Consider the following 25,394-nt stretch of genomic DNA (forward strand, 5'->3'; position numbering starts at 1 on the left):
AATTCTACAGCCCGGCCATCGCCGGGCTTTTTTTCTGCCGCCATGCCCCTATAATTCAGCCCATCTTATCTTTGTTAAAATCATGACCATGCAAAAGAAATCCATTTACGTCGCCTACACCGGCGGCACCATCGGCATGCAGCGCTCCGATCACGGCTATATCCCGGTTTCCGGCCACCTGCAGCGCCAACTGGCGCTGATGCCGGAATTCCATCGGCCGGAAATGCCGGATTTCACCATTCATGAATACGCGCCATTGATTGACTCTTCGGACATGACGCCGGAAGACTGGCAGCACATCGCCGACGACATCAAGCAGAACTACGATCGCTACGACGGCTTCGTGATCCTGCACGGCACCGACACCATGGCGTTCACCGCCTCGGCGCTTTCCTTCATGCTGGAGAACCTGGCTAAGCCGGTGATCGTCACCGGCTCGCAGATTCCGCTGGCGGAGCTGCGCTCCGATGGCCAAACCAATTTGCTGAATGCATTGTACCTGGCAGCCAACCATCCGGTGAACGAAGTCAGCCTGTTCTTCAACAACAAGCTGTTCCGCGGCAACCGCACCACCAAGGCGCATGCCGACGGCTTCGACGCTTTCGCTTCACCCAACCTGCCGCCGCTGCTGGAAGCCGGTATCCACATTCGTCGCCAGCACGGCATCGACAGCCCGACTTGCAACGGCGGGTTACGAGTGCACGACATCACGCCGCAGCCGATCGGCGTGGTCACTATCTATCCGGGCATTTCCGGCGCGGTGGTGCGTAACTTCCTGCTGCAGCCGGTCAAGGCGCTGATCCTGCGTTCCTACGGCGTCGGCAACGCGCCGCAGAAGGCCGAGCTGATCGACGAGTTGCGTGCGGCCTCCGAACGCGGCATCGTGGTGGTCAACCTGACGCAGTGCATCTCCGGGCGCGTCAATATGGAAGGCTACGCCACCGGCAACGCGCTGGCGCACGCCGGGGTTATCAGCGGTTTCGACATGACGGTGGAAGCCGCCCTGACCAAGCTGCACTATCTGTTGAGCCAGCCGCTGACGCCGGAACAAATCCGCGCCCTGATGCAGCAAGATCTGCGCGGCGAGCTGAGCATCAACGGTTAATCGACTGAACTCTGGAGCGGCGATGAAAACGGCCCTGTTGTTGATCGATCTGCAAAACGACTTCTGCCCCGGCGGCGCGCTGGCGGTCACGGCGGGCGACGCCGTCATCCCGGTCGCCAATCAGGCGATCGCCGCCTGCCTGGCGCGGGGAGAGCCGGTGGTGGCCAGCCAGGACTGGCACCCCGCCAATCACCGCAGCTTTGCGGTGAACTCCGATGCGCAGGTCGGCACTCTCGGTGAGCTGGAAGGCCTGCCGCAGGTGTGGTGGCCGGTGCACTGCGTGCAAGGGAGCCACGGCGCCGATTTTCATCCCCAGTTACAGCGGCAACACATCAATGCCGTCTTTCGCAAAGGGCAAGATACGAACATCGACAGCTACAGCGCGTTCTTCGATAACGGCCACCGTGCGCAAACCGAACTCCACGGCTGGCTGCAATCGCAGGGCGTCCGGCGGTTGGCTGTCATGGGCCTGGCGACCGACTACTGCGTGAAGTTCAGCGTGCTGGATGCGCTGGCTGCCGGCTATCCGACGCAAGTGATCGTCGACGGCTGCCGCGGCGTGAATCTGCAGCCGGACGACAGTGAGCGAGCGCTGCAGGACATGGCGCGCGCCGGCGCGCAGCTAGTTACCCTGTCACAGTTTCTCGCCAACTAAATCCGCTCGTGCGCCACCGGCGCCCTCTCTGCGCGGCGGCGAAATTATCGACGCTGCTCACAATACCGCCTTTCTTCTTCCCCAACGGCTTGTGACCGGCAGGCGCTTTTGCTGTTATGACTGCGACGCTTTTGGCGTCAATCGGTTATACGCATCCGGGGCCCACTGAGCCCGGCTTTATTGTGCCCGCCCCTGGCGGTACGGTCGGCCTTGCCGACCACAAGGAGACTGACATGAAAATAACCCGAAAACTGCTGCCTTTGCTGGCGGCGGTGCAATTGGCTATGGCTGGCGCAAGCACGGCCCAGGCGGCCTATCTCTCCGTCGGCTACTTCAACGGCGGCGGCGACGTCACCGCCGGCCCCGGTGGCGATATCGATAAGCTGGACGTCACGCAAATCACCCACCTCAACTATTCGTTCGGCCTGATCTACAACGGCGAGAAAGACGAAACCAATGCGGCGCTGAAAGACCCCGCTCGCCGCCACCAGATCTACCTGTCGCCGAAAGTCACGGCCGATCTGCAACGGCTGCCGGTGCTGCGCAAACAGAACCCCGAGCTGAAAGTGCTGCTGTCGGTCGGTGGCTGGGGCGCACGCGGTTTCTCCGCCGCCGCCGCTACCGCGGAAAACCGGGCGATATTCATTCGCTCCGCGCTGCAGGTGATCGCACAGTACCGGCTGGATGGGATCGATCTGGACTGGGAATACCCGGTGAACGGCGCCTGGGGGCTGGTGGAAAGCCAACCGGCGGATCGCGATAACTTCACCCTGCTGCTGAAAGAGCTTCACCAAGCGCTGGGGCAAGGCAAGCTGTTAACCATCGCCGTCGGGGCCAACGTCAAAAGCCCACAGGAATGGGTCGATGTGAAAAGCATTGCCCCTTACCTCGACTACATCAATCTGATGACTTACGACATGGCTTACGGCACACAGTACTTCAATGCCAACCTGTACGATTCAACGCGTTGGCCAACCGTGGCGGCCGCCGACCGCTACAGCGCCGATTTCGTGGTAAAGCATTATCTGGCTGCCGGACTGAAACCGGCACAGATGAACCTGGGCATCGGTTTCTACGGCCGGGTGCCGAAACGGGCGACCGAGGCGGGCATCGACTGGGACAAACCGGACGCCGCCAAGCATCCGGTGACGCAGCCTGACTTCAGCGCGCGCGAAACCGCCCTGTTCCGCACGCTGGGATTGGATCTCAGCAAAGACACTTACTTTAAATACCACGATATCGTCAGCAAATTGCTCAACGATCCGCAGCATCGTTTTCGCGAACACTGGGATGACGACGCCAAAGTGCCATACTTGACGCTGCAATCCGCCGAAGGCAAGCCGCTGTTTGCCATCTCCTACGAGAACCCGCGTTCGGTGGCCATCAAGGCCGAATACATCAAAAGCCAGGGATTAGGCGGTGCGATGTTCTGGGAATACGGCGCGGACGACAACAACCGGCTGGCACAGCAGCTGGCGGAATCGTTGGGGATTAAGGGCGAAAAACGTTGAGTCGACGGGGCGATGGCGACATCGCCCCGCTTTAGGGTCGCGTTACTGCGGTTTGAGTTTGGCCAGCGGCTCGGCAACGAACTGCTGTTTCAGCTCTTGCTTGCTCTTCATCACAATCTGCCCGTCGGTACCGATGCTCATGTGCTGCGGATCGACGTTGTGCATCGACTGCCACAGCATCACCGCCTGCAGGCTATTTTCTTTCTGCTCCGGCGTCAGCGCCACGCCGTCCGGCCATTTACCCAGCTCAACCGCCAGTACCAGGCGCTGGTATATCTCGGGCGTCATCGCCGCAATCAGATCTTTCACGTCCATCAGAGCCCTTCTCGCTTACGGATGAATAATTAGCTGAATCGATTTTGTTAGTTAAATTACCACTTAACCGGCCGTTTGGTCGCCATTTTCGCCATCGGTGAAACTCAGCGAGGCGGAGTTGACGCAGTAGCGGTCGCCTGTCGGCTGCGGGCCATCGGGGAAAACGTGCCCCAGGTGCGCGTCGCAGTGGCCGCAGCGGATTTCAACACGATGCATATTATGCGAATTATCATCAAGATAGCGGATTGCATCGGCGGAAACCGGCTCATAAAAACTCGGCCAACCGCAGCCGGAATCGTATTTGGTTTCGGAATAGAACAGCGGCTGGTTGCAGCACAGGCAATGGTACACGCCCTCGCGCTTGTTGTGCAGCAATTTGCCGCTGAACGGCGCTTCGGTACCACGCTGTTGCGTCACATAACGTTGGATTTCATTCAGTTCCGTGACCGGATGACCGGGGGTTGTCTCTTTAGCCATTTGTGCTTATCTCTGAATGTGGATAATGTCAACGAAAACAATGATTAATAATAACAAAAAATTAACACCGCTGCAGGGGTTTTTGGCCTAAACTGTAGCCCATAAAGGCTACGTCACGATGATATGTGATAGCGATCACACATCTTGCGTATGCTGACTTTATACTTGGCGGCTTGTCCCCATATAACGGATGAGGCCAAGCGCAAATGGACTGTGCAATAAGCGTGCAAAACCACCCTTCTGGTTTGACTTGCCGCAAGAATTGACACGATTCCGCTTGACGCTGGGTAAGGTTTTTGTAATTTTACAACCAACCTTTTATTCACTAACAAATAGCTGGTGGAATATATGACTATCAAAGTAGGTATCAACGGTTTTGGCCGTATCGGTCGCATTGTTTTCCGTGCTGCTCAAGAGCGTTCTGACATCGAGATCGTTGCAATCAACGACCTGTTGGACGCAGAGTACATGGCTTACATGCTGAAGTATGACTCTACTCACGGCCGTTTCAACGGTACGGTAGAAGTTAAAGACGGCCACCTGGTTGTTAACGGCAAAACCATCCGTGTTACCGCAGAGAAAGACCCGGCTAACCTGAAGTGGAACGAAGTAGGCGTTGACGTGGTTGCTGAAGCGACCGGTATCTTCCTGACCGACGAAACCGCGCGTAAACACATCACCGCCGGCGCTAAAAAAGTGGTTCTGACTGGTCCATCCAAAGATGCGACCCCAATGTTCGTGCGCGGCGCTAACTTTGACAAATATGCCGGCCAGGACATCGTGTCCAACGCCTCTTGCACCACCAACTGCCTGGCGCCACTGGCTAAAGTCATCAACGACAACTTCGGTATCGTTGAAGGTCTGATGACCACCGTTCACGCGACCACCGCTACTCAGAAAACCGTTGATGGCCCGTCCCACAAAGACTGGCGCGGCGGCCGCGGCGCATCCCAGAACATCATCCCTTCTTCTACCGGCGCAGCGAAAGCGGTTGGCGTGGTTCTGCCAGAGCTGAAAGGCAAACTGACCGGTATGGCGTTCCGCGTACCGACGCCTAACGTATCCGTTGTTGACCTGACCGTACGTCTGGAAAAAGCGGCTACCTACGAAGAAATCAAGAAAGCCATCAAAGACGCCGCTGAAGGTTCTATGAAAGGCGTTCTGGGCTACGTTGAAGACGACGTGGTTTCCACCGATTTCAACGGCGAAGTGCTGACTTCCGTGTTCGATGCCAAAGCCGGTATCGCACTGAACGACAACTTCGTGAAGCTGGTTTCCTGGTACGACAACGAAACCGGTTATTCCAACAAGGTTTTGGATCTGATCGCTCACATCTCCAAGTAATGGCATGATGTTAAGCTGATAATGAGGGCGACATTTTTGTCGCCCTTTTTTATTTGTCTCTCCGGCAAACAATAGGTCATGAAATGAACGAGAAAATTTTCACCCTGCCCGTTTCCGAACAGATTTCACCTTACATCAGCCAACGTCAGCTCGATGAGCTGGGCGTGGTGGTGGTCTCGCACCCGAAAGTGCGCGCGGCCGTCGCGCTGCAGGGCGCCCATTTGCTGGCCTGGCAGCCCAGCGGTGAGCAGCCGGTAATTTGGCTCAGCAACAATACCCCGTTTGCCAAAGGCAAGGCCATCCGCGGTGGGGTACCGATCTGCTGGCCGTGGTTCGGTCCAGTGGCGCAACCCTCCCACGGCTTTGCCCGTAACCAGCCCTGGAGCCTGACGGCGCACGATGAAGATGACAACGGCGTCATTCTGACCTTCACGCTGAAAGACAATGAGCAGACCCGAAAACTGTGGCCGCACGCCTTCACGCTGATTGCCCGCTTCAAACTGGGTGCAGAGTGCGAGATCGAACTGGAATCGCACGGCGATTATCAGGCCACGGCGGCGCTACATAGCTACTTCCAGGTCGGCGACATCGAACGGGTCAGCGTGGCGGGTCTGGGCGAGCCTTATATCGACAAGGTGGCGGGCGGTGCAGAGGCACGTCAGGCAGGTGAAGTGACCTTCGTCGGCCAAACCGACCGTGTCTATACTCGCCCGGAGGCCTTCAGCCAGATCCGCGATCCGGCGCTCGCACGCACCATCGAGGTTCACCACCATCATATGAGCGACGTCATCGCCTGGAACCCCGGCGCAGAACTCTCCTGCAGCATGGGGGATATGCCGAACGACGGTTACAAGACCATGGTTTGTATCGAGACCGGGCGCGTCAGCAAACCGCTGATCGCCGCCGGCGAGCAACCCGCCCGTTTGGGAGTCACCTTCCGCAGCCGTAAAAAAGCCTGAGGGATCGTGCGCGGCAGCGCACTGCAGATGTGCAAAAGGGGCGCTTGCGCCCCTTTTTAATGCACGCCATGCACGATAATCGTGCAATGCGTGATTAGAAGGTGTAGCTCACACCCGTCATCAACAAACCGGTGTAGGATTTATCCACCATCGGACTGTCTTTTACTTCATCCGACAGCTTCACATAGCGGCCGACGAAGAAAGCGTTCCAGCTCTTGTTGATCTGGTAATTGGCGCTCAGCTCGAGATACGGTGCCCAGCTATCGCCTGGGGTGTAGCTATCCAGGCCGCTGCGGCGGGATTCATTGGCGCTGACGCCGTAGTAATATTTGTTCTGGTTCTTGCTGTTCCACATTACGCCCACGCCCGGGACCAGCGTCAATGCGTCCAGATCAAACTTGTACAGGTAAGCCACATCGCCCACCAGCCCGTTGCTGTTGTTCAGCGTGTCGCCGGTGAAAGTAGTACGGATAGTGCCCCACTCCGCGTTGTGCGAATAGGCCAGGCCGGCCATCAGCGTGCCGCGACGCTTGTCGAGGCGCTTCATGCGATCGTCGTCGCTGTCGCCCGGACGGTAGCCCCATGGCGTGTAGTAACCCATGATGCTCAGCTGGTTTTCTTGATCTTTCCACAGGTAGTAACCGGCGGTCAGAGTACGGAAGTAGAAGTCATCACCTTCATAGTCGATGACGGGCACCGGATAAACGCGGTCCTGATAACCGCGATACGCGTCCGGGCTAACCAGCGCGGCAGCGCCAAGTGACCAGGTCCCCGCCTGAGCACTTTGCGCACAAACCATTGCGGAAGCGATAATTGCTAGCGTTTTGAGTTTTGAAATCTTCACTGGTTCTTTTTCCATAAATTACAGGGTTAATAGCCGCAATAGTTTATGTGAAAATTTAGTTGCGCGCCTAATCTTTACAATAGAAAACGACCAAGATCGAATAACTTATAGCGGAATTATGAATTAATCATGGCGGAACGATGACGTTTTATCCCGCAGGCCGCGCCAGACAAGGCATTTGGCTAACACGGTAATAACTGAGTCATTGATATGACTTAAAAAAAGCTTTTTCTGCGGCAGGAAATTTTCCGGCAAGCAAACTAAGCTTAAATCAGAAGGCGAATTTATCCTGGGCCCAGTGGCATACAGCGCAACTCGCGATAATAAGCGCACCAAGTTGGCATACGGGTTGCTGTACTCAGGCGTATTCTCATCTTCCGGGGGCCAGAACACTATCACACGCTCTCTTTAACCTGTGCTAATAACGAAAGGACGGGCATCATGAACATATTTGACCACTATCGCCAGCGCTACGAAGCTGCCAAGGACGAAGAGTTCACACTGCAGGAATTTCTTACCATTTGCCGGCAAGATCGCAGTGCCTATGCCAACGCGGCCGAACGTCTGCTGATGGCTATCGGTGAACCTGTGATGGTCGACACTGCGCTAGAATCACGCCTGTCGCGCCTGTTCTCCAATCGCGTGATCGCACGCTATCCGGCCTTCGAGGAATTCTATGGCATGGAAGAGGCCATCGAACAGATCGTCTCTTACCTGAAACACGCCGCGCAGGGCCTGGAAGAGAAGAAACAGATCCTTTACCTGCTGGGCCCGGTGGGCGGCGGTAAGTCCTCGCTGGCAGAACGTCTTAAGGCGTTGATGCAGCGCGTGCCCATCTACACCCTCAGCGCCAATGGCGAGCGCAGCCCGGTCAACGATCATCCGCTGTGCCTGTTCAACCCGCAGGAAGATGCCTCGATCCTGGAGAAAGAGTTCAACATCCCGAGTCGCTACCTCGGCACTATCATGTCGCCGTGGGCGGCGAAACGCCTGCATGAGTTCGGCGGCGACATCACCAAATTTAAAGTCGTGAAGGTGCGCCCTTCCATTCTGGAACAGATCGCCATCGCCAAAACCGAACCGGGCGATGAAAACAACCAGGACATCTCGGCGCTGGTCGGTAAAGTGGATATCCGTAAACTGGAGAACCACGCGCAGAACGATCCGGACGCCTACGGTTACTCCGGCGCCCTGTGCCGCGCCAACCAGGGGATTATGGAGTTCGTCGAGATGTTCAAAGCGCCGATCAAGGTGCTGCATCCGCTGCTGACCGCGACCCAGGAAGGCAACTACAACGGCACTGAAGGCATCTCCGCCCTGCCGTTCAGCGGCATTATTCTGGCGCACTCCAACGAATCCGAGTGGGTGACCTTCCGCAACAACAAGAACAACGAAGCGTTCCTCGACCGCGTGTACATCGTCAAAGTACCTTACTGCCTGCGCGTGTCTGAAGAGATCAAAATTTACGACAAGCTGCTGGATCACAGCGAGCTGACTCACGCGCCTTGCGCACCGGGCACCCTCGAAACATTGGCGCGGTTCAGCGTGCTGTCGCGGTTGAAAGAGCCGGAAAACTCGAGCATTTACTCGAAAATGCGCGTGTATGACGGCGAAAGTCTCAAGGATACCGATCCGAAAGCCAAGTCCTATCAGGAGTACCGCGACTACGCTGGGGTTGACGAAGGCATGAACGGCCTCTCCACCCGTTTCGCCTTTAAAATCCTCTCGCGGGTATTCAACTTCGATCACGCCGAGGTGGCGGCCAACCCGGTACACCTGTTCTATGTGCTGGAGCAGCAGATCGAACGCGAACAGTTCCCGCAGGATTTGGCCGAGAAATACCTGGAACACCTGAAAGGCTATCTGATCCCGAAATACGCCGAGTTTATCGGCAAAGAGATCCAGACCGCCTATCTGGAATCCTACTCGGAATACGGACAGAACATTTTTGACCGTTATGTGACCTACGCGGACTTCTGGATCCAGGATCAGGAGTATCGCGATCCCGATACCGGCCAGCTGTTCGATCGTGAGTCTTTGAACGCCGAACTGGAAAAAATTGAAAAACCGGCCGGTATCAGCAACCCGAAAGATTTCCGTAACGAAATCGTGAACTTCGTGCTGCGCGCTCGTGCCAACAACAACGGCCGCAATCCGAACTGGACCAGCTACGAGAAGCTGCGCACCGTGATCGAGAAAAAAATGTTCTCCAATACCGAAGAGCTGTTGCCGGTGATTTCGTTCAACGCCAAAACGTCGACGGACGAGCAGAAAAAACACGACGACTTCGTTGACCGCATGATGGAGAAAGGCTATACCCGCAAGCAGGTGCGCCTGCTGTGTGAATGGTATCTGCGGGTCAGAAAATCCTCATAACGCCTCAGGTAAGCGGCATTATCAGGGCCATGTCCACAGTCATGGACGTTGCAGCGCAGCCCACGGAGGGGCTGGCACATTGCGCTGCCGCGGCCGGGACATGAAGAGTTGGCAACGTCGTTTGGGGGAAGTATGGCCTATTTCATTGACCGACGGCTGAACGGCAAAAACAAGAGCATGGTGAACCGCCAGCGCTTCTTGCGCCGTTACAAGTCGCAAATCAAACAGTCGATTGCCGAAGCCATCAACAAGCGTTCGGTCACCGACGTAGACAGCGGGGAGTCGGTCTCCATCCCCACTGACGATATCAACGAACCGATGTTTCATCAGGGGCGCGGCGGCACTCGCCATCGCGTTCACCCGGGCAATGACCACTTCGTGCAGAACGATCGCGTTGAGCGGCCTCAGGGCGGCGCAGGCGGTGGCGGCGGCCAAGGGAACGCCAGTCAGGACGGTGAGGGCCAGGATGAATTCGTCTTCCAGATATCCAAAGATGAGTATCTCGATCTTTTGTTCGAGGATCTCGCCCTGCCCAACTTGAAGAAGAATCAGTACAAGCAATTGACCGAGTTCAAAACCCATCGCGCCGGCTATACCGCCAACGGCGTGCCGGCCAACATCAGCGTCGTGCGTTCGCTGCAGAACTCGCTGGCGCGGCGTACCGCCATGACCGCCGGTAAAAGACGCGCGTTGCACGAGTTGGAAGATGCGCTGACCCAGTTGGAAAACACCGAACCCGTGCAATTGCTGGAAGAGGAGCGGCTGCGCAAAGAAATTGCCGAACTGCGCAAGAAAATCGAAAGCGTGCCGTTTATCGATACCTTCGACCTGCGCTACAAAAACTATGAGCGCCGGCCGGAGCCCTCGAGCCAGGCGGTGATGTTCTGCCTGATGGACGTGTCCGGTTCGATGGATCAGGCGACCAAAGACATGGCCAAGCGTTTTTACATTCTGCTTTATCTGTTCCTGAGCCGAACCTACAAAAACGTTGAGGTGGTCTATATTCGCCATCACACCCAGGCAAAAGAGGTGGATGAACAGGAGTTCTTCTATTCACAGGAAACCGGCGGCACCATCGTCTCCAGTGCGCTGAAGTTGATGAACGACGTCGTCGAAGAACGTTATGACCCGGCGCAATGGAATATCTACGCCGCGCAAGCCTCGGACGGCGACAACTGGGCCGACGATTCACCGCTGTGCCATGAACTGTTGGCGAAGAAGATCCTGCCGATGGTGCGTTATTATAGCTACATAGAGATCACTCGCCGCGCTCACCAAACGCTGTGGCGTGAATATGAGGATCTGCAGGCGAAGTTCGACAACTTCGCCATGCAGCATATCCGCGAACCGGACGATATCTATCCGGTATTCCGCGAACTGTTTCGCAAGCAGACCGTGTGAATAACATCGCGTGAATGTCACCACAGCCGGAAAACGCCGTTTTCCGGCTGTTTCTTTTCCGCATTATATTTACATCATCCGTGTTTGTTTTTTACACAATAACAATGTCAATAATAAGTCGCGTTCCCCAGAACGACCCTCTCTATTATTTGTTCTTCTGAGGTTATTCCTAAACATTCGCCTCCACGTCCACACGGCTTGATAGGAATATTCCCATTCAGTTATCGTTATCCCATCGCTTAAGACCTTTCCTAAGCGAAATTTGCCTCATTTTATTTTTCTATGGCTTCTCAGCCCGCTGCGGCGGGCATCTACCTGTCAGCAGGTTAAACATCATGATCGACTACACCCTCTATGGCCTCAACAAACACGACGTTGATGAATACCATAAGCAAATATGCTGCCTGCTCGGCAAAAACGTGCTTCTGGTGCTGACCGCCAACAAGCCGATAACCAAACAGAACCTGCTCGCCAGCCTTATCCAGGAGATAGAAAAACAGCCCGATGATTATTTTCAGAGGCTGCATCGTGCGGCAATAGAAATGATCGGGGTTAACGGGCGTTAAGGCGATATGCGTAAGGCAGACATCTACGCCATTATTGCCACCGCCGTCGTGCTGATGATGCTGTTAATCATTAATATCGATAGCGATATCAGCGTTTATCCTTAATGGGCCCCTATTACGCCGGCTCTTTAGCCCGGCGTAATAGGCAGCGGAGGAATAGTCTGTCACCTTTTATTCCGAAGAACCTTTCGGCTCTTGCTTTATTGCGAACCGGCCGCTTCGTCAATCAAACTCGCCACCTCCTCGGCGTGAGAGACCAGCGAGGCGTGGCTGGCATTGAGTACCATCACTTTCTTAGGCTGCAGCCGCTGCGCCATACGTCGCTGATTCTCCGGGGCTATCATGCGATCGTCGCTGGAGAGTTGATACCATGACGGTTTATGTTTCCAGGCAGGTTCACCGAGGGTGTTACCAAAGGTATCAGCCAGCGGAGCCTTCTGCGCCACCGCCATCACCAGCGCCTCGTCGGCGGTCAGATCCTGGCAAAAGCTTTCGTGAAACTTGTCGGTTTTGATCCACAGATAACCGTCGCTGTCCGGGGTCAAATTCTCGACTGCCGCAGGAGGATGCGCTTGCGTAATACCGCCGGCACTTTCACCGGCATCCGGCGCAAACGCGGCGATGTAGACCAGGCCAACCACGTTAGGCTGGTTGCCCATTTCCGTGATCACGGCACCACCGTAAGAGTGCCCTACCAACACTACCGGTCCCGCTTGCTGCGCGACCATCTTACGCGTACGTTCCGCATCCTCAGCCAACGAGGTCAACGGCATTTCTACCGCATGAATCGCCGAATAGCCCCTGCGTGACAACTCGATGATAACCTTACTCCAGTGCGCGGCGCCGCCCCAGAATCCATGTACCAGCACGATAGTGGGTTTTGTGCTCATTGCCGACTCCTCATCTCATAGGAAAGCGCCGTAGACAGATGAACGGCCCCCCTTAAGAGACACGCCTGGCTGCCTTCGACGTCACACAGTCCCTATTTTATATAGTCAGCCCCACAGCGTTCAGCAATAGCTACGACGAGTTAACGTCCCCTGCTTTTCCGGCGTCGCCACGGCCTATCGACGCGGCTTACGCCGCAATGCCAGAGAAAAAAACGGGATTAAAACTAGGATTTTTACCCATGACGATCTAAAATTTCGCGCAAAAACAAAGAGAAGTAAATTTGACTCACGGGAAAAGGAATGAAGTTGTGAAGGAAATGATCTCCATCGTTTTTATGGCATGCCTGCTGGCGCTGCTGTTTTCGTGGCTGTTCGTCTACGGTCTTAACATTCATTAAACCTACAACGACAACAATCCCTCTTCCCGACTCATCAGCGGCGCATCGTTACGATGCGCTAAAACCGACGCTTAAAGGGCTCGCGAACGGACAACGGCACTTCACCTCAGCCTTTTTGCCGCAAATACATCATTAATTTTTATGAATTATAGACTCATCGCTTTTCCCCCCCTCACAGGCCCTTTTACTGCTCAGCGGAGTTCCTCCAAAACGATGGCTTGCCTGACGCAGAATGTTACCGGTAACTATGCTGTTGATTTCTTTTGGTAATAAACGTAAAGCCGTTAATAACCCCACGTTCTTTATAGAAATGAATTATGCGTCCTTATGAATAAAGGTTTGAATAAACGGCCTTTGGTCATTGATTATCCCCCGCCAAGCTCCTAGAATTCGCGCGTAAAAATACAATTGGGATCGGGTTTCATGTCGCCGCTGTGGGTTGCAACGCAATACTGTTATTTTATTGGTCTTTTAGTTTCTATGGTTTTCACCTACCTGGTTAGCCGGGACACCGTCAAAATTCGCTGTATCAGCGCAGTGACCATCGGGTTAACCTGGCCGTTGAGCCTGCCGGTCGTGTTGCTGTTTTCGCTGTTCTAATGCCCCCATGCCGCGCGGTGGCTTTTAAGCAATCGTGTTAATGAAATGAGGCTGACCACCGACGTCGTGGTTTTGGGCGAGGGATAAAAAAACGCCAGCGCAAGGCTGGCATGAAAACTGGAAGCAATGTGAGCAATGTCGTGCCGGAGCGGGGGGCACAGAAGGAGACAACCCTTTTCCCCTCACCGGCGAAACAAATGATAATACGTCTCATTATTGAATGTAAAGTCATTTCCCCACGCAACTTTTTCCCTTTGGAAAACTATCAGCCGCGCGGCGCTCGCCAGCGCTGATACAGTCGCCCTCCCCCCCACACCAGCAGCCAGAGCAAAACATTGAACCCCAACCATAGCATCAGCAAATAGAAGAAAGTCTGATAGCTGGGTATGCCCCGATCGGCCAAAAACGGGTTAAAGTGAAAAAATTTGACGATCGCGAACGGATTAAGATTGAAACGGTTGAACACGGCCGTCGTCAACAACGGTGGCAACAGTGTGTAAAATGTCAGGCTGAACAGCAGCAGGATTTTTGTGCCAGAAGTGTTTTTATAATCTCTCATATCAATGTATTACGTCTTCCATTGTGGTGGGAAAACCGCCAGACATTCGCACGCTAATCGACCCCGCAAGCGCCAAAGAGTTCCAGGTCAACGCGGAAATAAAGCCGTTCATGCGTTTAATTGTCATTTAGCGCACGGGTGATATATACCCAGTGGATTTAAAATTACGATGTCGCCGCGTCGTCTTCAACCGCAGCGTTTGCATGGCATCATCAGGAGGCATTAATGAAACCGGACGCACTCTCCCTGCCGCCGAACCCGAAAAAGCTCAAAGTCATCTACGGCTGGTATATTTACGTGATCTATATCCTGCTGGTTTTCAACATTTACATGGCGGTCTACAACGTCTGCGTTCGGCATCCGATCGAGGCCCCGCTACTGTCGCTTTTTCACAGCCTGTTCATCGCGTTGATGCTGCAGCAGGTACTCAGGAAGAACGTCGTTTTCGCCTGGATCTTGCTGAGCTATTTTATTCTGATGCGCCTCTATTACGCCAATGTGCTGCATGTCGAGTTCACGCTGGTGAGCCGCGGCCTGGTGCTGCTGATTCTGACGCTGCTGCTGACCGGCGGCGTGGCCGTCGGGCAGTTGGCCACGCCGCCGCAGCGACATGACTGGCTGGCGCGGCTGGGCTGGCGGCAATGGGGAGCGCTCATGGCGCTGGCGGCCATCCTGACCCCGTTGATTACCACCGACTATCTGGGGTAAACAGACTGCTACTTAGGGATGTGAGGTTCGGAAATGTCTACGACGCGGCATATTTTAGTGAAGTTGCCCGCCTTCTCACAGATCTTGTCCGTGACGAACATGCTAAGGTAGCCCAGCAACAGCAAGTAGCCGACCATGCACAGAATAAAGATAAGCGTTCTCACCGATAACGACCAACCTGATAAGAGTATCCCGAGCATCATAACCTGAACGCGGCGCTTTAAAAGGATTTCATGTGCGCATCGGCCCGCATCGGCGCACGTTCTGTAGTAATATTAAGCCACCACGCCTACCACCGGAAACGCCGATGCACCATCTGATGTTAGACATTGAAACCCTGGACACAAAACCCAGCGCCGTCATTCTGGTGGTTGCGGCGGTGTTTTTCGATCCCCGAACCGGGGAACTGGGCGCCGAATTCGAAGCCGCCGTCAGTTGCCAGAAAGAGCAACCGGGCCGTACCATCAGCCTGGATACGGTTGCCTGGTGGGCGAAACAGTCCGACGAAGCGCGCAAACAGGCCTTCGGCGGCACCGAGAGCCTGAAACGCGTGTTGAGCAGCCTCAGCCGCTTTATCCATATGAACAGCACCGATACGGTGAAAGTCTGGGGCAACGGCAAAGAGTTCGACTGTGCGATCCTCGAACACGCCTTCCAGCAGCTGGAAATGCCCTGCCCGTGGAAATTCTGGGATACTCAGGACGTGCGCACGGTGATCACGTTGGCAGAACTTCACGGCTTTAACCCCAAAAAGACACGCCCGTTCGAAGGCATGCCGCACCGTGCGTTGGATGATGCTCGCCACCAGGCCCGTTACGTGGCCGATGCCGTCTCGGCGCTCTATTACCGCCAGGGGGCGTAGCGCTGACCCGCTTTGCCCCTTTTCATTTGTCGCCGGAGTCTCTACTCTAGCCCTCTTTGTCACTCGGACGTGCCTTTCCTGTTATGCAAAAGTTTCTGTTTATGCTTCTCAGCCTGGTGCTGCTCGGCCCATTAGGCATCGATCTTTACCTGCCGACCATTCCCGCCATTGCCGTCGGCCTGGGCAGCAGCGAAGCGCTGATCCAATCCACCATTTCACTGTTTATTCTGGTGCTCGGCCTCGGCCAGGTCATCGCCGGCCCGCTGGTGGATAACTATGGCCGCAAGCCGGTGGCGCTGGCCGGCATTATCCTCTACATGATCGGCGCCGCGATGGCGGCGCTGGCTACCAGCCCGACGCTTTTCATCGCTTCGCGTCTGCTGCAAGGGGTGGCGGTTTGCTGCACCGCCGTCGTCGCCTTCAGCGGCGTGCGCGACCGCCTGAATGGTGACGACGCTGCCCGCGCCTTCGGCTTTCTCAATGGCACGCTGAACATCATCCCCGCGCTGGCGCCGCTGCTCGGCGGCCTGCTCGCCGAAGCCTTCGGCTGGCGAGCCCCTTTCTGGTTCCTGGTCGGTTATGCGCTGCTGGTGTTGGTGCTCATCGCGCTGCGCCTGCCGGAAACCCGCCCTGCCGACACCGTCCCGGTCAAGGGGCTGCCGGTACGCCAATATGCGCGCATCCTCAGCGAACGGCGTTTCCTTTCCTTTGCGGTAGTGAACTCCGGGGCGATGGGCATGGCGCTGACCTACGTTTCCCTGGCACCGAACGTGCTGATGGGCACCGCCGGCCTGACCCCGCTGCAATTTTCGCTGGTGTTCGGCGCCAACGGTTTCTGGATCATGCTGGTCAGCTTCTTCGCCAACCGCATCATCCACAAGGTAGGCCGTCCGGTTTGCCTGGCGACCGGCGGCATTTTGATGGGGCTGGGCTGTCTGGGGTTGCTGCTGGGCGTCATGCTGCTGCCCGCGGCGGCGCAAGCGCACTGGCTGGCGTATATGCTGCCGGTCGCCAGCGCCTGCGCCGGGTTGGCGTTCGTGATGGGTCCGGCCACCAGCTACGCGTTGGAGCCGTACTCCAATGAGGCAGGCGTCGCGTCCGCGCTGGTCGGTTTCGTACAGATGGCCGGCGGTGCCGCACTGGGGCTGGTGGCGATGGCGTTGCCGTTGCAGCCGAAGTTGTCGCTAGCATTGGTCATGCTGGCGGGCTGCCTGCTGGCGCTGCACGCACGGCGGCTCAGCAAGCAGATTAAAGGGCAGATAAAAAAAGTCGCCTGAGCCGCGGCTCAGGCTTCGGTGACGACCGGCACCCGCGCCGCTAACGCCGACAGCAGCTCATAACCCAACGTTCCTGCCGCCGTGGCCACCTCGTCCACCGGCAGGCGTTTCCCCCACAGCTCCACGTCGGCGCCCAATTCGACTTGTGGACAGGGCGTCAGATCCACCGCCAGCATATCCATCGACACTGTTCCCAGGGTGCGCGTCAGCACGCCGTCAACCCACACCGGCGTACCGGTCGGCGCATGACGCGGATAGCCGTCGGCGTAACCGCAGGCCACCACGCCGATACGCTGCGTGCCGGCGGCGCTGTAACGGCCGCCGTACCCCACGCGATCGCCAGACTTCAGTTGCTGAATGCCGATGATCTCGCTGCTCAGCGTCATCGCCGGCTGCAGCCCCGTCCCCGCAACATCATTCCAGCAACCGCTCGGCGAAGCGCCATAGAGAACAATCCCAGGGCGGACCCAACTGCCGTGGGTCGAAGGGTGCCACAGCGTGGCGGCCGAGTTGGCCAGGCAGCGCGGCAACGGTATATCGACTGCCGCTGCCTCGATAGTGGCCATCTGCTGGGCCACGCCTTCCGGGCCGTCGGCGGTGGCGAAATGGCTCATCAGCGTAAGCTCGCCGATATTGGCAACCGCCTGCGCCCTGCGCCACACCTCATGCAGCCGATCGGGTGCGAACCCCAACCGATTCATGCCGCTGTTCACTTTCAGATAGACATTGAGCGGCGCGTTCAGCGTGGCGTCGGCGATCGCCGACAGCTGCCAGTCGCTGTGCACCGCCGTCGTCAGGCGATAACGGTCGAGCAACGCCAGATCCTGCGGCTGGAAGAATCCCTCCAGCAGAAGAATCGGCCCTTGCCAACCCGACTCGCGCAGCAGCACCGCTTCGGCCAGATCCAGCATGGCGAAGCCGTCGGTTTGCGCCATGCTGCGCCAAACGTGTTTGATGCCGTGGCCATAGGCGTTGGCCTTGACCACCGCCCAAACTTTGGCGCCGGGAGCGAAACGGCGCACCACCTGCAGGTTATTTTCAATCGCGCCGAGATGCATCGTGGCGGTTATCGGACGGGGCATCGGTTCTCCTTGGGGCAGCGTACAGCGGCCACGCGCGCCTGCGCGTGGCCGGAAAAGTCTATGACAACGTCGACGATTAACGTGCGGGATGCACGTCGTTCAGCGGAACCGCGTGTTGCTGGCGAAACCCGGCGCTGTAACGCGCCACCGCCAGGTCATCGGAAGGGATCGCCGGCGTAATGCCGGACATCAGATCGGACAACAACTGCCCGGAGCCGCAGGCCATCGTCCAGCCCAACGTGCCATGCCCGGTATTGAGATACAGGTTCTTCAGCGAAGTGCGGCCGACAATTGGCGTGCCGTCCGGCGTCATCGGCCGCAGGCCGGTCCAGAACGTCGCCTCTTCCACTCTGCCGCCGTTCGGGTAGAGATCGCGCACCACCATCTCCAGCGTTTCGCGCCGTTTTTGCTCCAGCTGGGTATTGAAACCGACGATCTCCGCCATGCCGCCGACGCGAATGCGCTGGTCAAAACGCGTGATGGCGATTTTATACGTCTCATCCAATACCGTAGAGAACGGCGCCGCCGCTTCGTCGGTGATAGGAATGGTCAACGAATAGCCCTTCAGCGGGTAAACCGGAATGGACACCAGGCCGCGCAGCAGCGCCGTGGAGTACGAGCCGAACGCCACCACATAGCTGTCGGCCTTAAACACTTCCTCGCCGCACTGGACGCCGGCGATCTTGTCGCCTTCAACCAGCAGACGATCGACGCCGCGGTTGAACAGGAAGGTTACGCCCGCCTGCTCTGCCATCTTCGCCAACTGTTGCGTAAACAGCTGGCAATCGCCGGTCTCGTCGTTCGGCAACTGCAGGCCGCCGGTCAGCTTGTGCGCCACCTGCGCCAACGCCGGCTCGACGCTACCGAGTTGGCCGGCTTCCAGCAATCGGTAAGGCACGCCGGCATCTTCCAATACCGCAATGTCTTTCGCGGCGTTTTCGAACTGTTGTTGAGTGCGGAACAGCTGCAGCGTGCCGCCCTGGCGACCTTCGTACTGGATACCGGTTTCCTGACGCAGCGCCTTGATACAATCGCGGCTGTATTCCGCCAGACGTACCATGCGGCCTTTGTTGGTCATGTAGTGTTCGGTGTTGCAGTTTTTCAGCATCTGCCACATCCAGTTGAGCTGGAAGCTGCTGCCATCGAAACGGATGGCCAGCGGCGCATGGCGCTGGAACATCCACTTGATGGCCTTAAGCGGCACGCCCGGCGCCGCCCAGGGTGCGGCATAGCCCGGTGAGATCTGCCCAGCGTTCGCAGCGCTGGTTTCCAGTGCGGGGCCTGGCTGACGATCGATCACCGTCACCTCATGCCCCGCCTTCGCCAAATACCAGGCACTGGCTACGCCCACCACTCCACTACCTAAAATTACCACTCGCATCGCTGACTCCAGCCTAAGGCTTCACAAAGCATAATCTTCTGCTCACAGGAAATTAACTCAGTGAAAAAATCCGTCCAACAACTTCGTCATCAAACGTGACAATATTCACAATTAATTTATCGTCGATAGGTCATGCATTTGCAATAGCCACCTGAAAATAGCGATAAGATGCGGTTTAGAGGGGCCTATGGCGTCAAACCGCCGCTGAATAGATAGCAACGCTATCAATGATAGCAATCAAAAAAGGCGTAATAAGCAACATTGATTTAACAGAATATAAAAATACCAGCCAATACATAAGCAGAATAAAAAACCAATAAAATAAAAAATTCCAACATAACAAACAAAGAGAGCCCCCTCCCTCCGCAGCAGAAAAATCGCGTAAAATTACAGCTACCGTTAACCTTGCTTTCAGTGCTGGAATAAAACACCCGAGCCCTTAGCCCGCCCGTTTACATTAACGCTGCAGCACGATATGAACGTTAACGCCAGAAGCAACGCCTAAAGTTCACACTGTCGCTATCGTGGAGAACGCCTTATGTTCATCGCCATCTACCAATTTTCAGTCAAAACCGGGCACGAACACGCCTTTCGCCAGGCCTGGCTTGAATTGACCCAAGGTATCTATCTGCAGCGCGGCAGCCTGGGCTCGCGCCTGCATCAGGATGTGAGCGGGCAGTTTATCGGCTATGCGCAATGGCCAAGCCGAGTCGCATGGGAAAGCGCCGGTGATATTCAGTTGGATGAACGCTACCGGCAAGCCCGGGAACGAATGCGTGCGACCTTGCTGGCGGATAAAACGCTGTTTGAAATGGAAGTGACGGACGATTATCTGCAAGTCAGACCGTTTGACTGAGGACAAGCCCACCTAAGCGGGCTTGGGGTCGCGGGAGCGGGGGCATCAATGATGCAGCATCTCGTCCACGACTTCTTTGGTCTGCAGTTGGAATGGGTAGTAAGTCGGCCAATTATCCATTTCTTTCAGCAACGCTTCCTGCGAGGTGTTGCCCATGAAGATATGGAAATGCGCCGATTTGCGCGGGCCGATAATGTGATCGCTGAACTGCACGAATTTCGGCGCCAGGCTGCCGGCTTCCTGGCATTCGAACAGATAACGCACGCCCTTTTTACCAGAGACATAGGTCAGGATCTTATGCCCGGCGTACTTATACTGACAAGCGCTGGCTTGGTCGCCGCGGTGAAACTCCATGACGCCGTTTTCAATGCCGATAATATCCACATCGGTGGCGTACCCTTTACGGTAATACGCCTTCACTTCTGCGAAGGTCTTGCTCTTATCCTGCGCCGCTTTCTTCTTGAACACCGGATCGAGATCCCCATTGAGCAGGTAAGGGTACACGGATTGCCACACACCCTCCCAATCCGCCAGGTCGCGATCTTTGACGTCCTTATCGTCGAACACGCCCGCCTCGGCCTTTTTTTCCACTTCCGTCAGCGGCTTGCCATGTGAATGATGCCCGTGGGCAAACGCCTGCCCGCTGATAAACAGCGCTGCCAGCGCCACCGCCACTTTGCCAAAATGCCTCGCCAAAATGCGCTCCTTGTCCGTTATTGAGAAAATTAAAAGTTACAATATAACATAACAATTTTCAATCCCTGTCGTACAACAGGCATGTGTTGCACGCCCTTGCCGCAGGGCTATACTCGGAGAAGACGCGCGGTGCTGTGCCGCCTTCTGCCAGGACGGGCGTCGAATTGAGCGCCGTTCGCGCCTTTGCGTACCGGCATTTTTATTTCACTGATTTGCAATGATTAATTATGACTTGAACTATGCTTGTTACAGGGTCTGCCGTTTGAGCAAGACCCGTGAATAATGAGGGTGCGCTGATGACTACTTCAACACATGAAAAGGTTAAGGATGATAAACGTCTGAGCGATGGACCGGACTGGACGTTCGAACTGCTGCAGGTGTATTTGGAGCAGATCGACCGCGTCGCCAAGCATTACCGGCTCGACACCTACCCCCATCAGATCGAGGTGATCACCTCCGAGCAGATGATGGACGCCTATTCGAGCGTCGGCATGCCGATCAACTATACCCATTGGTCCTTCGGCAAGAAGTTCATCGAAACCGAACAGCGCTACAAACAGGGCCAGCAAGGGCTGGCGTATGAAATCGTCATCAACTCCAATCCCTGCATCGCCTACCTGATGGAGGAGAACACCATCACCATGCAGGCGCTGGTGATGGCACACGCCTGCTATGGCCACAACTCGTTCTTCAAGAATAACTATCTGTTCCGCAGCTGGACCGACGCCAGTTCCATCGTCGATTATCTGTTGTTCGCCCGTCACTACATCAGCCAGTGCGAAGAACGCTACGGCGTAGAAGAAGTGGAACGGTTGCTGGACTCCTGCCACGCACTGATGAGCTACGGCGTCGACAGGTACAAACGCCCGCAGAAAATCTCCTTGGTGGAAGAGAAAGCGCGCCAGAAAAGCCGCGAAGAATATCTGCAAAGCCAGGTGAACACGCTGTGGAAGACCCTGCCACGCGTCGAGCGCGAAGAGTCGCCGGAGCAGGCTCGTCGCTATCCAAGCGAACCGCAGGAAAATATCCTCTATTTTATCGAGAAGAACGCACCGCTACTGGAACCTTGGCAGCGTGAGGTGTTACGCATCGTGCGCAAAGTCAGCCAGTATTTCTACCCGCAAAAACAGACTCAGGTGATGAACGAGGGCTGGGCCACCTTCTGGCACTACACCATCCTCAACCATTTGTACGACGAGGGCCGTGTGACCGAGCGGTTTATGCTGGAGTTTTTACACAGCCACACCAACGTGGTGTATCAGCCGCCTTACAACAGCCCGTACTATAACGGCATCAACCCTTATGCACTGGGCTTCGCCATGTTCCAGGACATCAAGCGCATCTGCCAATCACCGACCGAGGAAGACCGCTACTGGTTCCCGGACATCGCCGGAAAAGACTGGTTGGAGACACTGCACTTCGCCATGCGCGACTTCAAGGACGAGAGCTTTATCAGCCAGTTCCTGTCGCCCAAAGTGATGCGCGACTTCCGCTTGTTCACCGTGCTGGACGACGATCGCAACAACTATCTGGAAATTGCCGCGATCCACAATGAGGCCGGCTACCGGGCGATCCGTCAGGAGCTGTCTGCACAATACAACCTGAGCAATCACGAGCCGAACATTCAGATCTGGAACGTGGACCTGCGCGGCGACCGCTCGCTAACATTGCGTTATATCCCACAGGAGCGTGCGCCGTTGGATAAAAGCCGTCGCGACGTGTTGAAGCACCTGCACCGCCTGTGGGGCTTCGACGTGATCCTAGAACAGCAAAACGAAGACGGCAGCGTGGAGCTGCTCGATCGGTGCCCGCCGCGACCAACGCCGCTGTAATCCGCCATAACGACAAAGGGCGCCAAAATGGCGCCCTTTCTTAATTTCATTAATACGCAATCAGCGACGCGCTTCGGTCAGATCGCTCGGCATGGTGCCCTGCATGCTCTGCCAAATCGCCCCGCTGTCTTTACCGTAGTTGCGCACGGTGTCCATCACCTGGTCGTACAGCTTCTCATGGCACAGCGTGGACAGCTTGCTGTAGAAGGTCAGCGCCAGCTTGCGCGCTTCCGGGTTGGAGAAGTAGTAACGGCCCACGCGGGTGTACAGCCCTTTCAGGCCGTTGAAAATCAAGCCGTAGATCGGGTTGCCAGAAGCGAACGCCAAACCACGGAAGATCTCGTAATCGAGCAGATTGAACGCGTCTGCCTGATCTTCTACCTCGGCGGCTTTCGCCAGCACTTCCTGGGCCTGTTCCGGATGATTGCGCACCGCGGCGCGAATAAAGATCGACGCGATATTGGTGCGCACGGACAGCAGGTTATCGATCAGCTGCGGGACGCTTTTGTGATCGAGACGGGCTACGGTCTCAAGGATATTGAGGCCGGACGTTTCCCAGAAATTGTTCACTTTGGTCGGTTTGCCATGCTGAATGGTCAACCAACCATCGCGGGCCAGACGTTGCAACACTTCACGTAACGTAGTGCGCGTGACGCCAATCAACTCCGAAAGCTCACGCTCCGCGGGCAAAATAGAGCCAGGGGGGAAGCGATTATTCCAAATACTCTCAATAATGTACTCTTCCGCGAAACCGGCAGGACTCTGCGCCTTTATGACCATGTGTTTGACGTTCCGTTGCGACGATAAAATCAGTAAAAGTAATCAGCTCATCATACCAGATCGTGCTGACATGACATAGCGTGAGCGAAAAACAATAAACGAAAGTGTGCATAAAGTGGCAAAAAACGCGCAAAAACACCGGCCGAAGGAAATTTGCCGCCGTAAAACAAGCTCCGGTTGCACACGCCCCCACCGCATTGTTAGGGTACGTGCTACGACTGATTAAGGATGCATAGAGGACAATGGAAACAACCCTGCGCAGCGCCCTGCTCAAAAATTTTCTGGGGCAATCTCCCGACTGGTACAAACTGACCATTCTCATTTTTCTGGCGATCAACCCCCTGGTGTTCTTTTTCGCCAGCCCGTTTATTGCGGGTTGGCTGCTGGTGGTCGAGTTCATCTTTACCCTGGCGATGGCGCTGAAATGCTACCCGCTGCTGCCGGGCGGCCTGCTGGCGCTAGAGGCCGTGGCCATCGGCATGACCAGCCCGGCGCAGGTTTCGCAGGAAATCGAACATAATCTGGAAGTGTTGCTGCTGCTGATCTTTATGGTGGCAGGCATCTACTTTATGAAGCAGCTGCTGCTGTTCGTGTTCACCAAGCTGCTGCTCAACATCCGTTCGAAAACGCTGCTGTCGCTGGCGTTTTGCCTGGCCGCCGCCTTCCTTTCTGCCTTCCTCGACGCGCTGACGGTCGTGGCGGTAGTGATCAGCGTGGCCACCGGTTTCTATTCCATCTATCACAACGTGACGTCAAACCGCCCTGACGGCGACATTGGCGATGACAGTGATTTTACCGGCGAAGAGCGCAAACAGACGCTGGAGCAATTCCGCGCCTTTCTGCGCAGCCTGCTGATGCACGCCGGCGTCGGCACCGCGCTCGGCGGGGTCATGACCATGGTGGGCGAGCCGCAAAACCTGATTATCGCCAAAAACGCGGGCTGGGGTTTTATCGATTTCTTCCTGCGTATGGCGCCGGTCACGCTGCCGGTGTTGGTGTGCGGCCTGCTGGTGTGTTGGCTGGTAGAACGTTTTCGCCTGTTTGGCTACGGCGCGCAATTGCCGGGAGCGGTGCGCGACGTGCTGAAAGAGTATGACCGCAAGGCCAGCGCAGGCCGTAGCAAACAAGAACGGCTTAAATTGGTGATGCAGGCGCTGATCGGCGTTTGGCTGGTGCTGGCGTTGGCCTTCCATCTGGCAGAAGTTGGGCTGATCGGCCTGTCGGTCATCGTTCTCGCCACCTCCCTGTGCGGCGTGAACGACGAGCACGCCATCGGCAAAGCGTTCCAGGAAGCGCTGCCATTCACCGCTCTGCTGACGGTGTTCTTCACCGTGGTCGCAGTGATCATCGAACAGCACCTGTTCAGCCCGGTGATCCAGTTTGTGCTGCGCGCCGAGCCCTCCTCTCAGCTTTCGCTGTTCTACCTGTTCAACGGCCTGCTGTCGTCGGTTTCCGACAACGTGTTCGTCGGCACCGTTTACATCAACGAGGCGCGCACCGCGCTGGAAACCGGCGCGATCGGGCTGAAGCAGTTCGAGCTGCTGGCGGTCGCCATCAATACCGGCACCAACCTGCCCTCGGTCGCCACCCCTAATGGGCAGGCGGCGTTTCTGTTCCTGCTGACGTCGGCATTGGCGCCGCTGGTGCGTCTGTCGTATGGCCGCATGGTCTGGATGGCCCTGCCTTATACGGTGGTGTTGACGGTAGTTGGCCTGCTGTGCGTCCAGTTCACTTTGGAGCCGGCGACCGAGCTGTTGACGCAGTGGCATTGGCTGACGCTGCCGCCCATCGACACCGTCAGCCACTGAGACGGCGCCGGCAGGGTGAACCGATATTTTTACGCTGAAACCGGCCCAAGTGGCTGGCAGCGAGGGGGAATTGGTTTACACTGCCGGTTCAATTGCTTACTGCATGGAAGAA

General features: G+C 56.3%; 24 protein-coding genes. 15 read left to right on the forward strand and 9 right to left on the reverse strand.

What is annotated here, in order from left to right; genetic code table 11:
* The first annotated feature begins 88 nt into the window (after nucleotides 1–88).
* The 3 genes from ansA to ACMGGW_RS12310 all read left to right on the forward strand — a co-directional run bounded on the left by ansA (nucleotide 89) and on the right by ACMGGW_RS12310 (nucleotide 3,271).
* Nucleotides 89–1,105, forward strand: coding sequence for an asparaginase (gene ansA / locus ACMGGW_RS12300; protein ID WP_025303090.1), 1,017 nt, complete (start codon nucleotides 89–91; stop codon nucleotides 1,103–1,105).
* Between the two features lie 22 nt (nucleotides 1,106–1,127).
* Entirely contained in the window at nucleotides 1,128–1,760 is a 633-nt protein-coding gene (gene pncA / locus ACMGGW_RS12305; protein WP_049203352.1) for a bifunctional nicotinamidase/pyrazinamidase, read from the forward strand.
* A 233-nt stretch (nucleotides 1,761–1,993) separates the two neighbouring features.
* Nucleotides 1,994–3,271, forward strand: coding sequence for a glycosyl hydrolase family 18 protein (locus ACMGGW_RS12310; RefSeq protein ID WP_197822986.1), 1,278 nt, complete (start codon nucleotides 1,994–1,996; stop codon nucleotides 3,269–3,271).
* A gap of 42 nt (nucleotides 3,272–3,313) precedes the next feature.
* Here the strand turns inward: ACMGGW_RS12310 and ACMGGW_RS12315 are convergent, their stop codons facing one another.
* A complete protein-coding gene (locus tag ACMGGW_RS12315; protein WP_025303093.1) occupies nucleotides 3,314–3,586 on the reverse strand; it encodes a YeaC family protein in 273 nt (90 codons plus the stop codon).
* 63 nt (nucleotides 3,587–3,649) lie between these two features.
* Entirely contained in the window at nucleotides 3,650–4,063 is a 414-nt protein-coding gene (gene msrB / locus ACMGGW_RS12320; RefSeq protein WP_004932219.1) for a peptide-methionine (R)-S-oxide reductase MsrB, read from the reverse strand.
* 348 nt (nucleotides 4,064–4,411) lie between these two features.
* Between msrB and gapA the strand changes: the two genes are divergently transcribed.
* Together gapA and ACMGGW_RS12330 are read left to right on the forward strand one after the other, a co-directional pair.
* A complete protein-coding gene (gene gapA / locus ACMGGW_RS12325) occupies nucleotides 4,412–5,407 on the forward strand; it encodes a glyceraldehyde-3-phosphate dehydrogenase (protein ID WP_004932222.1) in 996 nt (331 codons plus the stop codon).
* An 83-nt stretch (nucleotides 5,408–5,490) separates the two neighbouring features.
* Nucleotides 5,491–6,366 (forward strand): D-hexose-6-phosphate mutarotase, encoded by an 876-nt coding sequence (locus tag ACMGGW_RS12330; RefSeq protein WP_025303094.1) that lies wholly within the window; start codon nucleotides 5,491–5,493, stop codon nucleotides 6,364–6,366.
* A 94-nt stretch (nucleotides 6,367–6,460) separates the two neighbouring features.
* Here the strand turns inward: ACMGGW_RS12330 and ACMGGW_RS12335 are convergent, their stop codons facing one another.
* Nucleotides 6,461–7,225, reverse strand: a complete 765-nt coding sequence (locus ACMGGW_RS12335; protein WP_025303095.1) for a MipA/OmpV family protein — start codon at nucleotides 7,223–7,225, stop codon at nucleotides 6,461–6,463.
* Between the two features lie 426 nt (nucleotides 7,226–7,651).
* On the opposite strand from ACMGGW_RS12335, the gene yeaG reads away from it, so the two are divergent.
* The 3 genes from yeaG (at nucleotide 7,652) to ACMGGW_RS12350 (ending at nucleotide 11,553) form a co-directional block, all read left to right on the forward strand.
* Complete coding sequence (gene yeaG / locus ACMGGW_RS12340; protein WP_025303096.1) at nucleotides 7,652–9,586, forward strand: protein kinase YeaG; 1,935 nt, start codon at nucleotides 7,652–7,654, stop codon at nucleotides 9,584–9,586.
* A gap of 132 nt (nucleotides 9,587–9,718) precedes the next feature.
* Nucleotides 9,719–10,987 (forward strand): YeaH/YhbH family protein, encoded by a 1,269-nt coding sequence (locus tag ACMGGW_RS12345; protein WP_004932234.1) that lies wholly within the window; start codon nucleotides 9,719–9,721, stop codon nucleotides 10,985–10,987.
* Between the two features lie 335 nt (nucleotides 10,988–11,322).
* Nucleotides 11,323–11,553: a hypothetical protein gene (locus ACMGGW_RS12350; RefSeq protein ID WP_004932237.1), complete on the forward strand. Its 231-nt coding sequence runs from the start codon at nucleotides 11,323–11,325 to the stop codon at nucleotides 11,551–11,553.
* A gap of 200 nt (nucleotides 11,554–11,753) precedes the next feature.
* Here ACMGGW_RS12350 and ACMGGW_RS12355 read toward each other — a convergent pair whose 3' ends face one another.
* Nucleotides 11,754–12,443: an alpha/beta hydrolase gene (locus tag ACMGGW_RS12355; protein WP_043142997.1), complete on the reverse strand. Its 690-nt coding sequence runs from the start codon at nucleotides 12,441–12,443 to the stop codon at nucleotides 11,754–11,756.
* Nucleotides 12,444–13,264: 821 nt separating this feature from the next.
* On the opposite strand from ACMGGW_RS12355, the gene ACMGGW_RS12360 reads away from it, so the two are divergent.
* The gene (locus ACMGGW_RS12360) at nucleotides 13,265–13,441 is read left to right on the forward strand and encodes a GhoT/OrtT family toxin (protein WP_025303098.1); all 177 of its coding nucleotides are present in this window, start codon (nucleotides 13,265–13,267) and stop codon (nucleotides 13,439–13,441) included.
* Between the two features lie 265 nt (nucleotides 13,442–13,706).
* Here the strand turns inward: ACMGGW_RS12360 and ACMGGW_RS12365 are convergent, their stop codons facing one another.
* Nucleotides 13,707–14,000 (reverse strand): hypothetical protein, encoded by a 294-nt coding sequence (locus ACMGGW_RS12365; RefSeq protein ID WP_043142999.1) that lies wholly within the window; start codon nucleotides 13,998–14,000, stop codon nucleotides 13,707–13,709.
* A gap of 225 nt (nucleotides 14,001–14,225) precedes the next feature.
* Between ACMGGW_RS12365 and ACMGGW_RS12370 the strand changes: the two genes are divergently transcribed.
* The 3 genes from ACMGGW_RS12370 to ACMGGW_RS12380 all read left to right on the forward strand — a co-directional run bounded on the left by ACMGGW_RS12370 (nucleotide 14,226) and on the right by ACMGGW_RS12380 (nucleotide 16,847).
* Complete coding sequence (locus ACMGGW_RS12370; RefSeq protein WP_025303100.1) at nucleotides 14,226–14,708, forward strand: hypothetical protein; 483 nt, start codon at nucleotides 14,226–14,228, stop codon at nucleotides 14,706–14,708.
* A 307-nt stretch (nucleotides 14,709–15,015) separates the two neighbouring features.
* Nucleotides 15,016–15,570: a 3'-5' exonuclease gene (locus ACMGGW_RS12375; protein ID WP_038629407.1), complete on the forward strand. Its 555-nt coding sequence runs from the start codon at nucleotides 15,016–15,018 to the stop codon at nucleotides 15,568–15,570.
* 83 nt (nucleotides 15,571–15,653) lie between these two features.
* Nucleotides 15,654–16,847: a multidrug effflux MFS transporter gene (locus ACMGGW_RS12380; protein WP_025303101.1), complete on the forward strand. Its 1,194-nt coding sequence runs from the start codon at nucleotides 15,654–15,656 to the stop codon at nucleotides 16,845–16,847.
* Nucleotides 16,848–16,855: 8 nt separating this feature from the next.
* Here the strand turns inward: ACMGGW_RS12380 and dadX are convergent, their stop codons facing one another.
* Nucleotides 16,856–17,929, reverse strand: coding sequence for a catabolic alanine racemase DadX (gene dadX / locus ACMGGW_RS12385; RefSeq protein ID WP_043143003.1), 1,074 nt, complete (start codon nucleotides 17,927–17,929; stop codon nucleotides 16,856–16,858).
* A gap of 76 nt (nucleotides 17,930–18,005) precedes the next feature.
* A complete protein-coding gene (locus ACMGGW_RS12390) occupies nucleotides 18,006–19,310 on the reverse strand; it encodes a D-amino acid dehydrogenase (protein ID WP_167324364.1) in 1,305 nt (434 codons plus the stop codon).
* Between the two features lie 538 nt (nucleotides 19,311–19,848).
* On the opposite strand from ACMGGW_RS12390, the gene ACMGGW_RS12395 reads away from it, so the two are divergent.
* Nucleotides 19,849–20,166 (forward strand): antibiotic biosynthesis monooxygenase family protein, encoded by a 318-nt coding sequence (locus ACMGGW_RS12395; protein WP_025303104.1) that lies wholly within the window; start codon nucleotides 19,849–19,851, stop codon nucleotides 20,164–20,166.
* 45 nt (nucleotides 20,167–20,211) lie between these two features.
* Here ACMGGW_RS12395 and zinT read toward each other — a convergent pair whose 3' ends face one another.
* Nucleotides 20,212–20,862 carry a metal-binding protein ZinT gene (gene zinT, locus ACMGGW_RS12400; protein WP_049209186.1) on the reverse strand — a complete coding sequence of 217 codons (651 nt, stop codon included), beginning with the start codon at nucleotides 20,860–20,862 and terminating at the stop codon, nucleotides 20,212–20,214.
* Between the two features lie 296 nt (nucleotides 20,863–21,158).
* Between zinT and ACMGGW_RS12405 the strand changes: the two genes are divergently transcribed.
* Nucleotides 21,159–22,694: a SpoVR family protein gene (locus tag ACMGGW_RS12405; protein ID WP_025303106.1), complete on the forward strand. Its 1,536-nt coding sequence runs from the start codon at nucleotides 21,159–21,161 to the stop codon at nucleotides 22,692–22,694.
* A gap of 60 nt (nucleotides 22,695–22,754) precedes the next feature.
* Here ACMGGW_RS12405 and fadR read toward each other — a convergent pair whose 3' ends face one another.
* Complete coding sequence (fadR, locus tag ACMGGW_RS12410) at nucleotides 22,755–23,474, reverse strand: fatty acid metabolism transcriptional regulator FadR (protein ID WP_025303107.1); 720 nt, start codon at nucleotides 23,472–23,474, stop codon at nucleotides 22,755–22,757.
* Between the two features lie 242 nt (nucleotides 23,475–23,716).
* Between fadR and nhaB the strand changes: the two genes are divergently transcribed.
* On the forward strand, nucleotides 23,717–25,282 hold the full coding sequence (gene nhaB / locus ACMGGW_RS12415) for a sodium/proton antiporter NhaB (RefSeq protein ID WP_025303108.1): 1,566 nt from the start codon (nucleotides 23,717–23,719) through the stop codon (nucleotides 25,280–25,282).
* Nucleotides 25,283–25,394 lie beyond the last annotated feature (112 nt).

The organism is Serratia sp. BNK-4, from assembly GCF_048685115.1.
In the GTDB taxonomy this organism is placed as follows: domain Bacteria; phylum Pseudomonadota; class Gammaproteobacteria; order Enterobacterales; family Enterobacteriaceae; genus Serratia; species Serratia bockelmannii.

Coding starts and splice junctions, on each gene's coding strand:
- ansA (WP_025303090.1), top strand. CDS start 89: ATGCAAAAGAAATCCATTTACGTCGCCTACACCGGCGGCACCATCGGC.
- pncA (WP_049203352.1), top strand. CDS start 1,128: ATGAAAACGGCCCTGTTGTTGATCGATCTGCAAAACGACTTCTGCCCC.
- ACMGGW_RS12310 (WP_197822986.1), top strand. CDS start 1,994: ATGAAAATAACCCGAAAACTGCTGCCTTTGCTGGCGGCGGTGCAATTG.
- ACMGGW_RS12315 (WP_025303093.1), bottom strand. CDS start 3,586: ATGGACGTGAAAGATCTGATTGCGGCGATGACGCCCGAGATATACCAG.
- msrB (WP_004932219.1), bottom strand. CDS start 4,063: ATGGCTAAAGAGACAACCCCCGGTCATCCGGTCACGGAACTGAATGAA.
- gapA (WP_004932222.1), top strand. CDS start 4,412: ATGACTATCAAAGTAGGTATCAACGGTTTTGGCCGTATCGGTCGCATT.
- ACMGGW_RS12330 (WP_025303094.1), top strand. CDS start 5,491: ATGAACGAGAAAATTTTCACCCTGCCCGTTTCCGAACAGATTTCACCT.
- ACMGGW_RS12335 (WP_025303095.1), bottom strand. CDS start 7,225: ATGGAAAAAGAACCAGTGAAGATTTCAAAACTCAAAACGCTAGCAATT.
- yeaG (WP_025303096.1), top strand. CDS start 7,652: ATGAACATATTTGACCACTATCGCCAGCGCTACGAAGCTGCCAAGGAC.
- ACMGGW_RS12345 (WP_004932234.1), top strand. CDS start 9,719: ATGGCCTATTTCATTGACCGACGGCTGAACGGCAAAAACAAGAGCATG.
- ACMGGW_RS12350 (WP_004932237.1), top strand. CDS start 11,323: ATGATCGACTACACCCTCTATGGCCTCAACAAACACGACGTTGATGAA.
- ACMGGW_RS12355 (WP_043142997.1), bottom strand. CDS start 12,443: ATGAGCACAAAACCCACTATCGTGCTGGTACATGGATTCTGGGGCGGC.
- ACMGGW_RS12360 (WP_025303098.1), top strand. CDS start 13,265: ATGTCGCCGCTGTGGGTTGCAACGCAATACTGTTATTTTATTGGTCTT.
- ACMGGW_RS12365 (WP_043142999.1), bottom strand. CDS start 14,000: ATGAGAGATTATAAAAACACTTCTGGCACAAAAATCCTGCTGCTGTTC.
- ACMGGW_RS12370 (WP_025303100.1), top strand. CDS start 14,226: ATGAAACCGGACGCACTCTCCCTGCCGCCGAACCCGAAAAAGCTCAAA.
- ACMGGW_RS12375 (WP_038629407.1), top strand. CDS start 15,016: ATGCACCATCTGATGTTAGACATTGAAACCCTGGACACAAAACCCAGC.
- ACMGGW_RS12380 (WP_025303101.1), top strand. CDS start 15,654: ATGCAAAAGTTTCTGTTTATGCTTCTCAGCCTGGTGCTGCTCGGCCCA.
- dadX (WP_043143003.1), bottom strand. CDS start 17,929: ATGCCCCGTCCGATAACCGCCACGATGCATCTCGGCGCGATTGAAAAT.
- ACMGGW_RS12390 (WP_167324364.1), bottom strand. CDS start 19,310: ATGCGAGTGGTAATTTTAGGTAGTGGAGTGGTGGGCGTAGCCAGTGCC.
- ACMGGW_RS12395 (WP_025303104.1), top strand. CDS start 19,849: ATGTTCATCGCCATCTACCAATTTTCAGTCAAAACCGGGCACGAACAC.
- ACMGGW_RS12405 (WP_025303106.1), top strand. CDS start 21,159: ATGACTACTTCAACACATGAAAAGGTTAAGGATGATAAACGTCTGAGC.
- fadR (WP_025303107.1), bottom strand. CDS start 23,474: ATGGTCATAAAGGCGCAGAGTCCTGCCGGTTTCGCGGAAGAGTACATT.
- nhaB (WP_025303108.1), top strand. CDS start 23,717: ATGGAAACAACCCTGCGCAGCGCCCTGCTCAAAAATTTTCTGGGGCAA.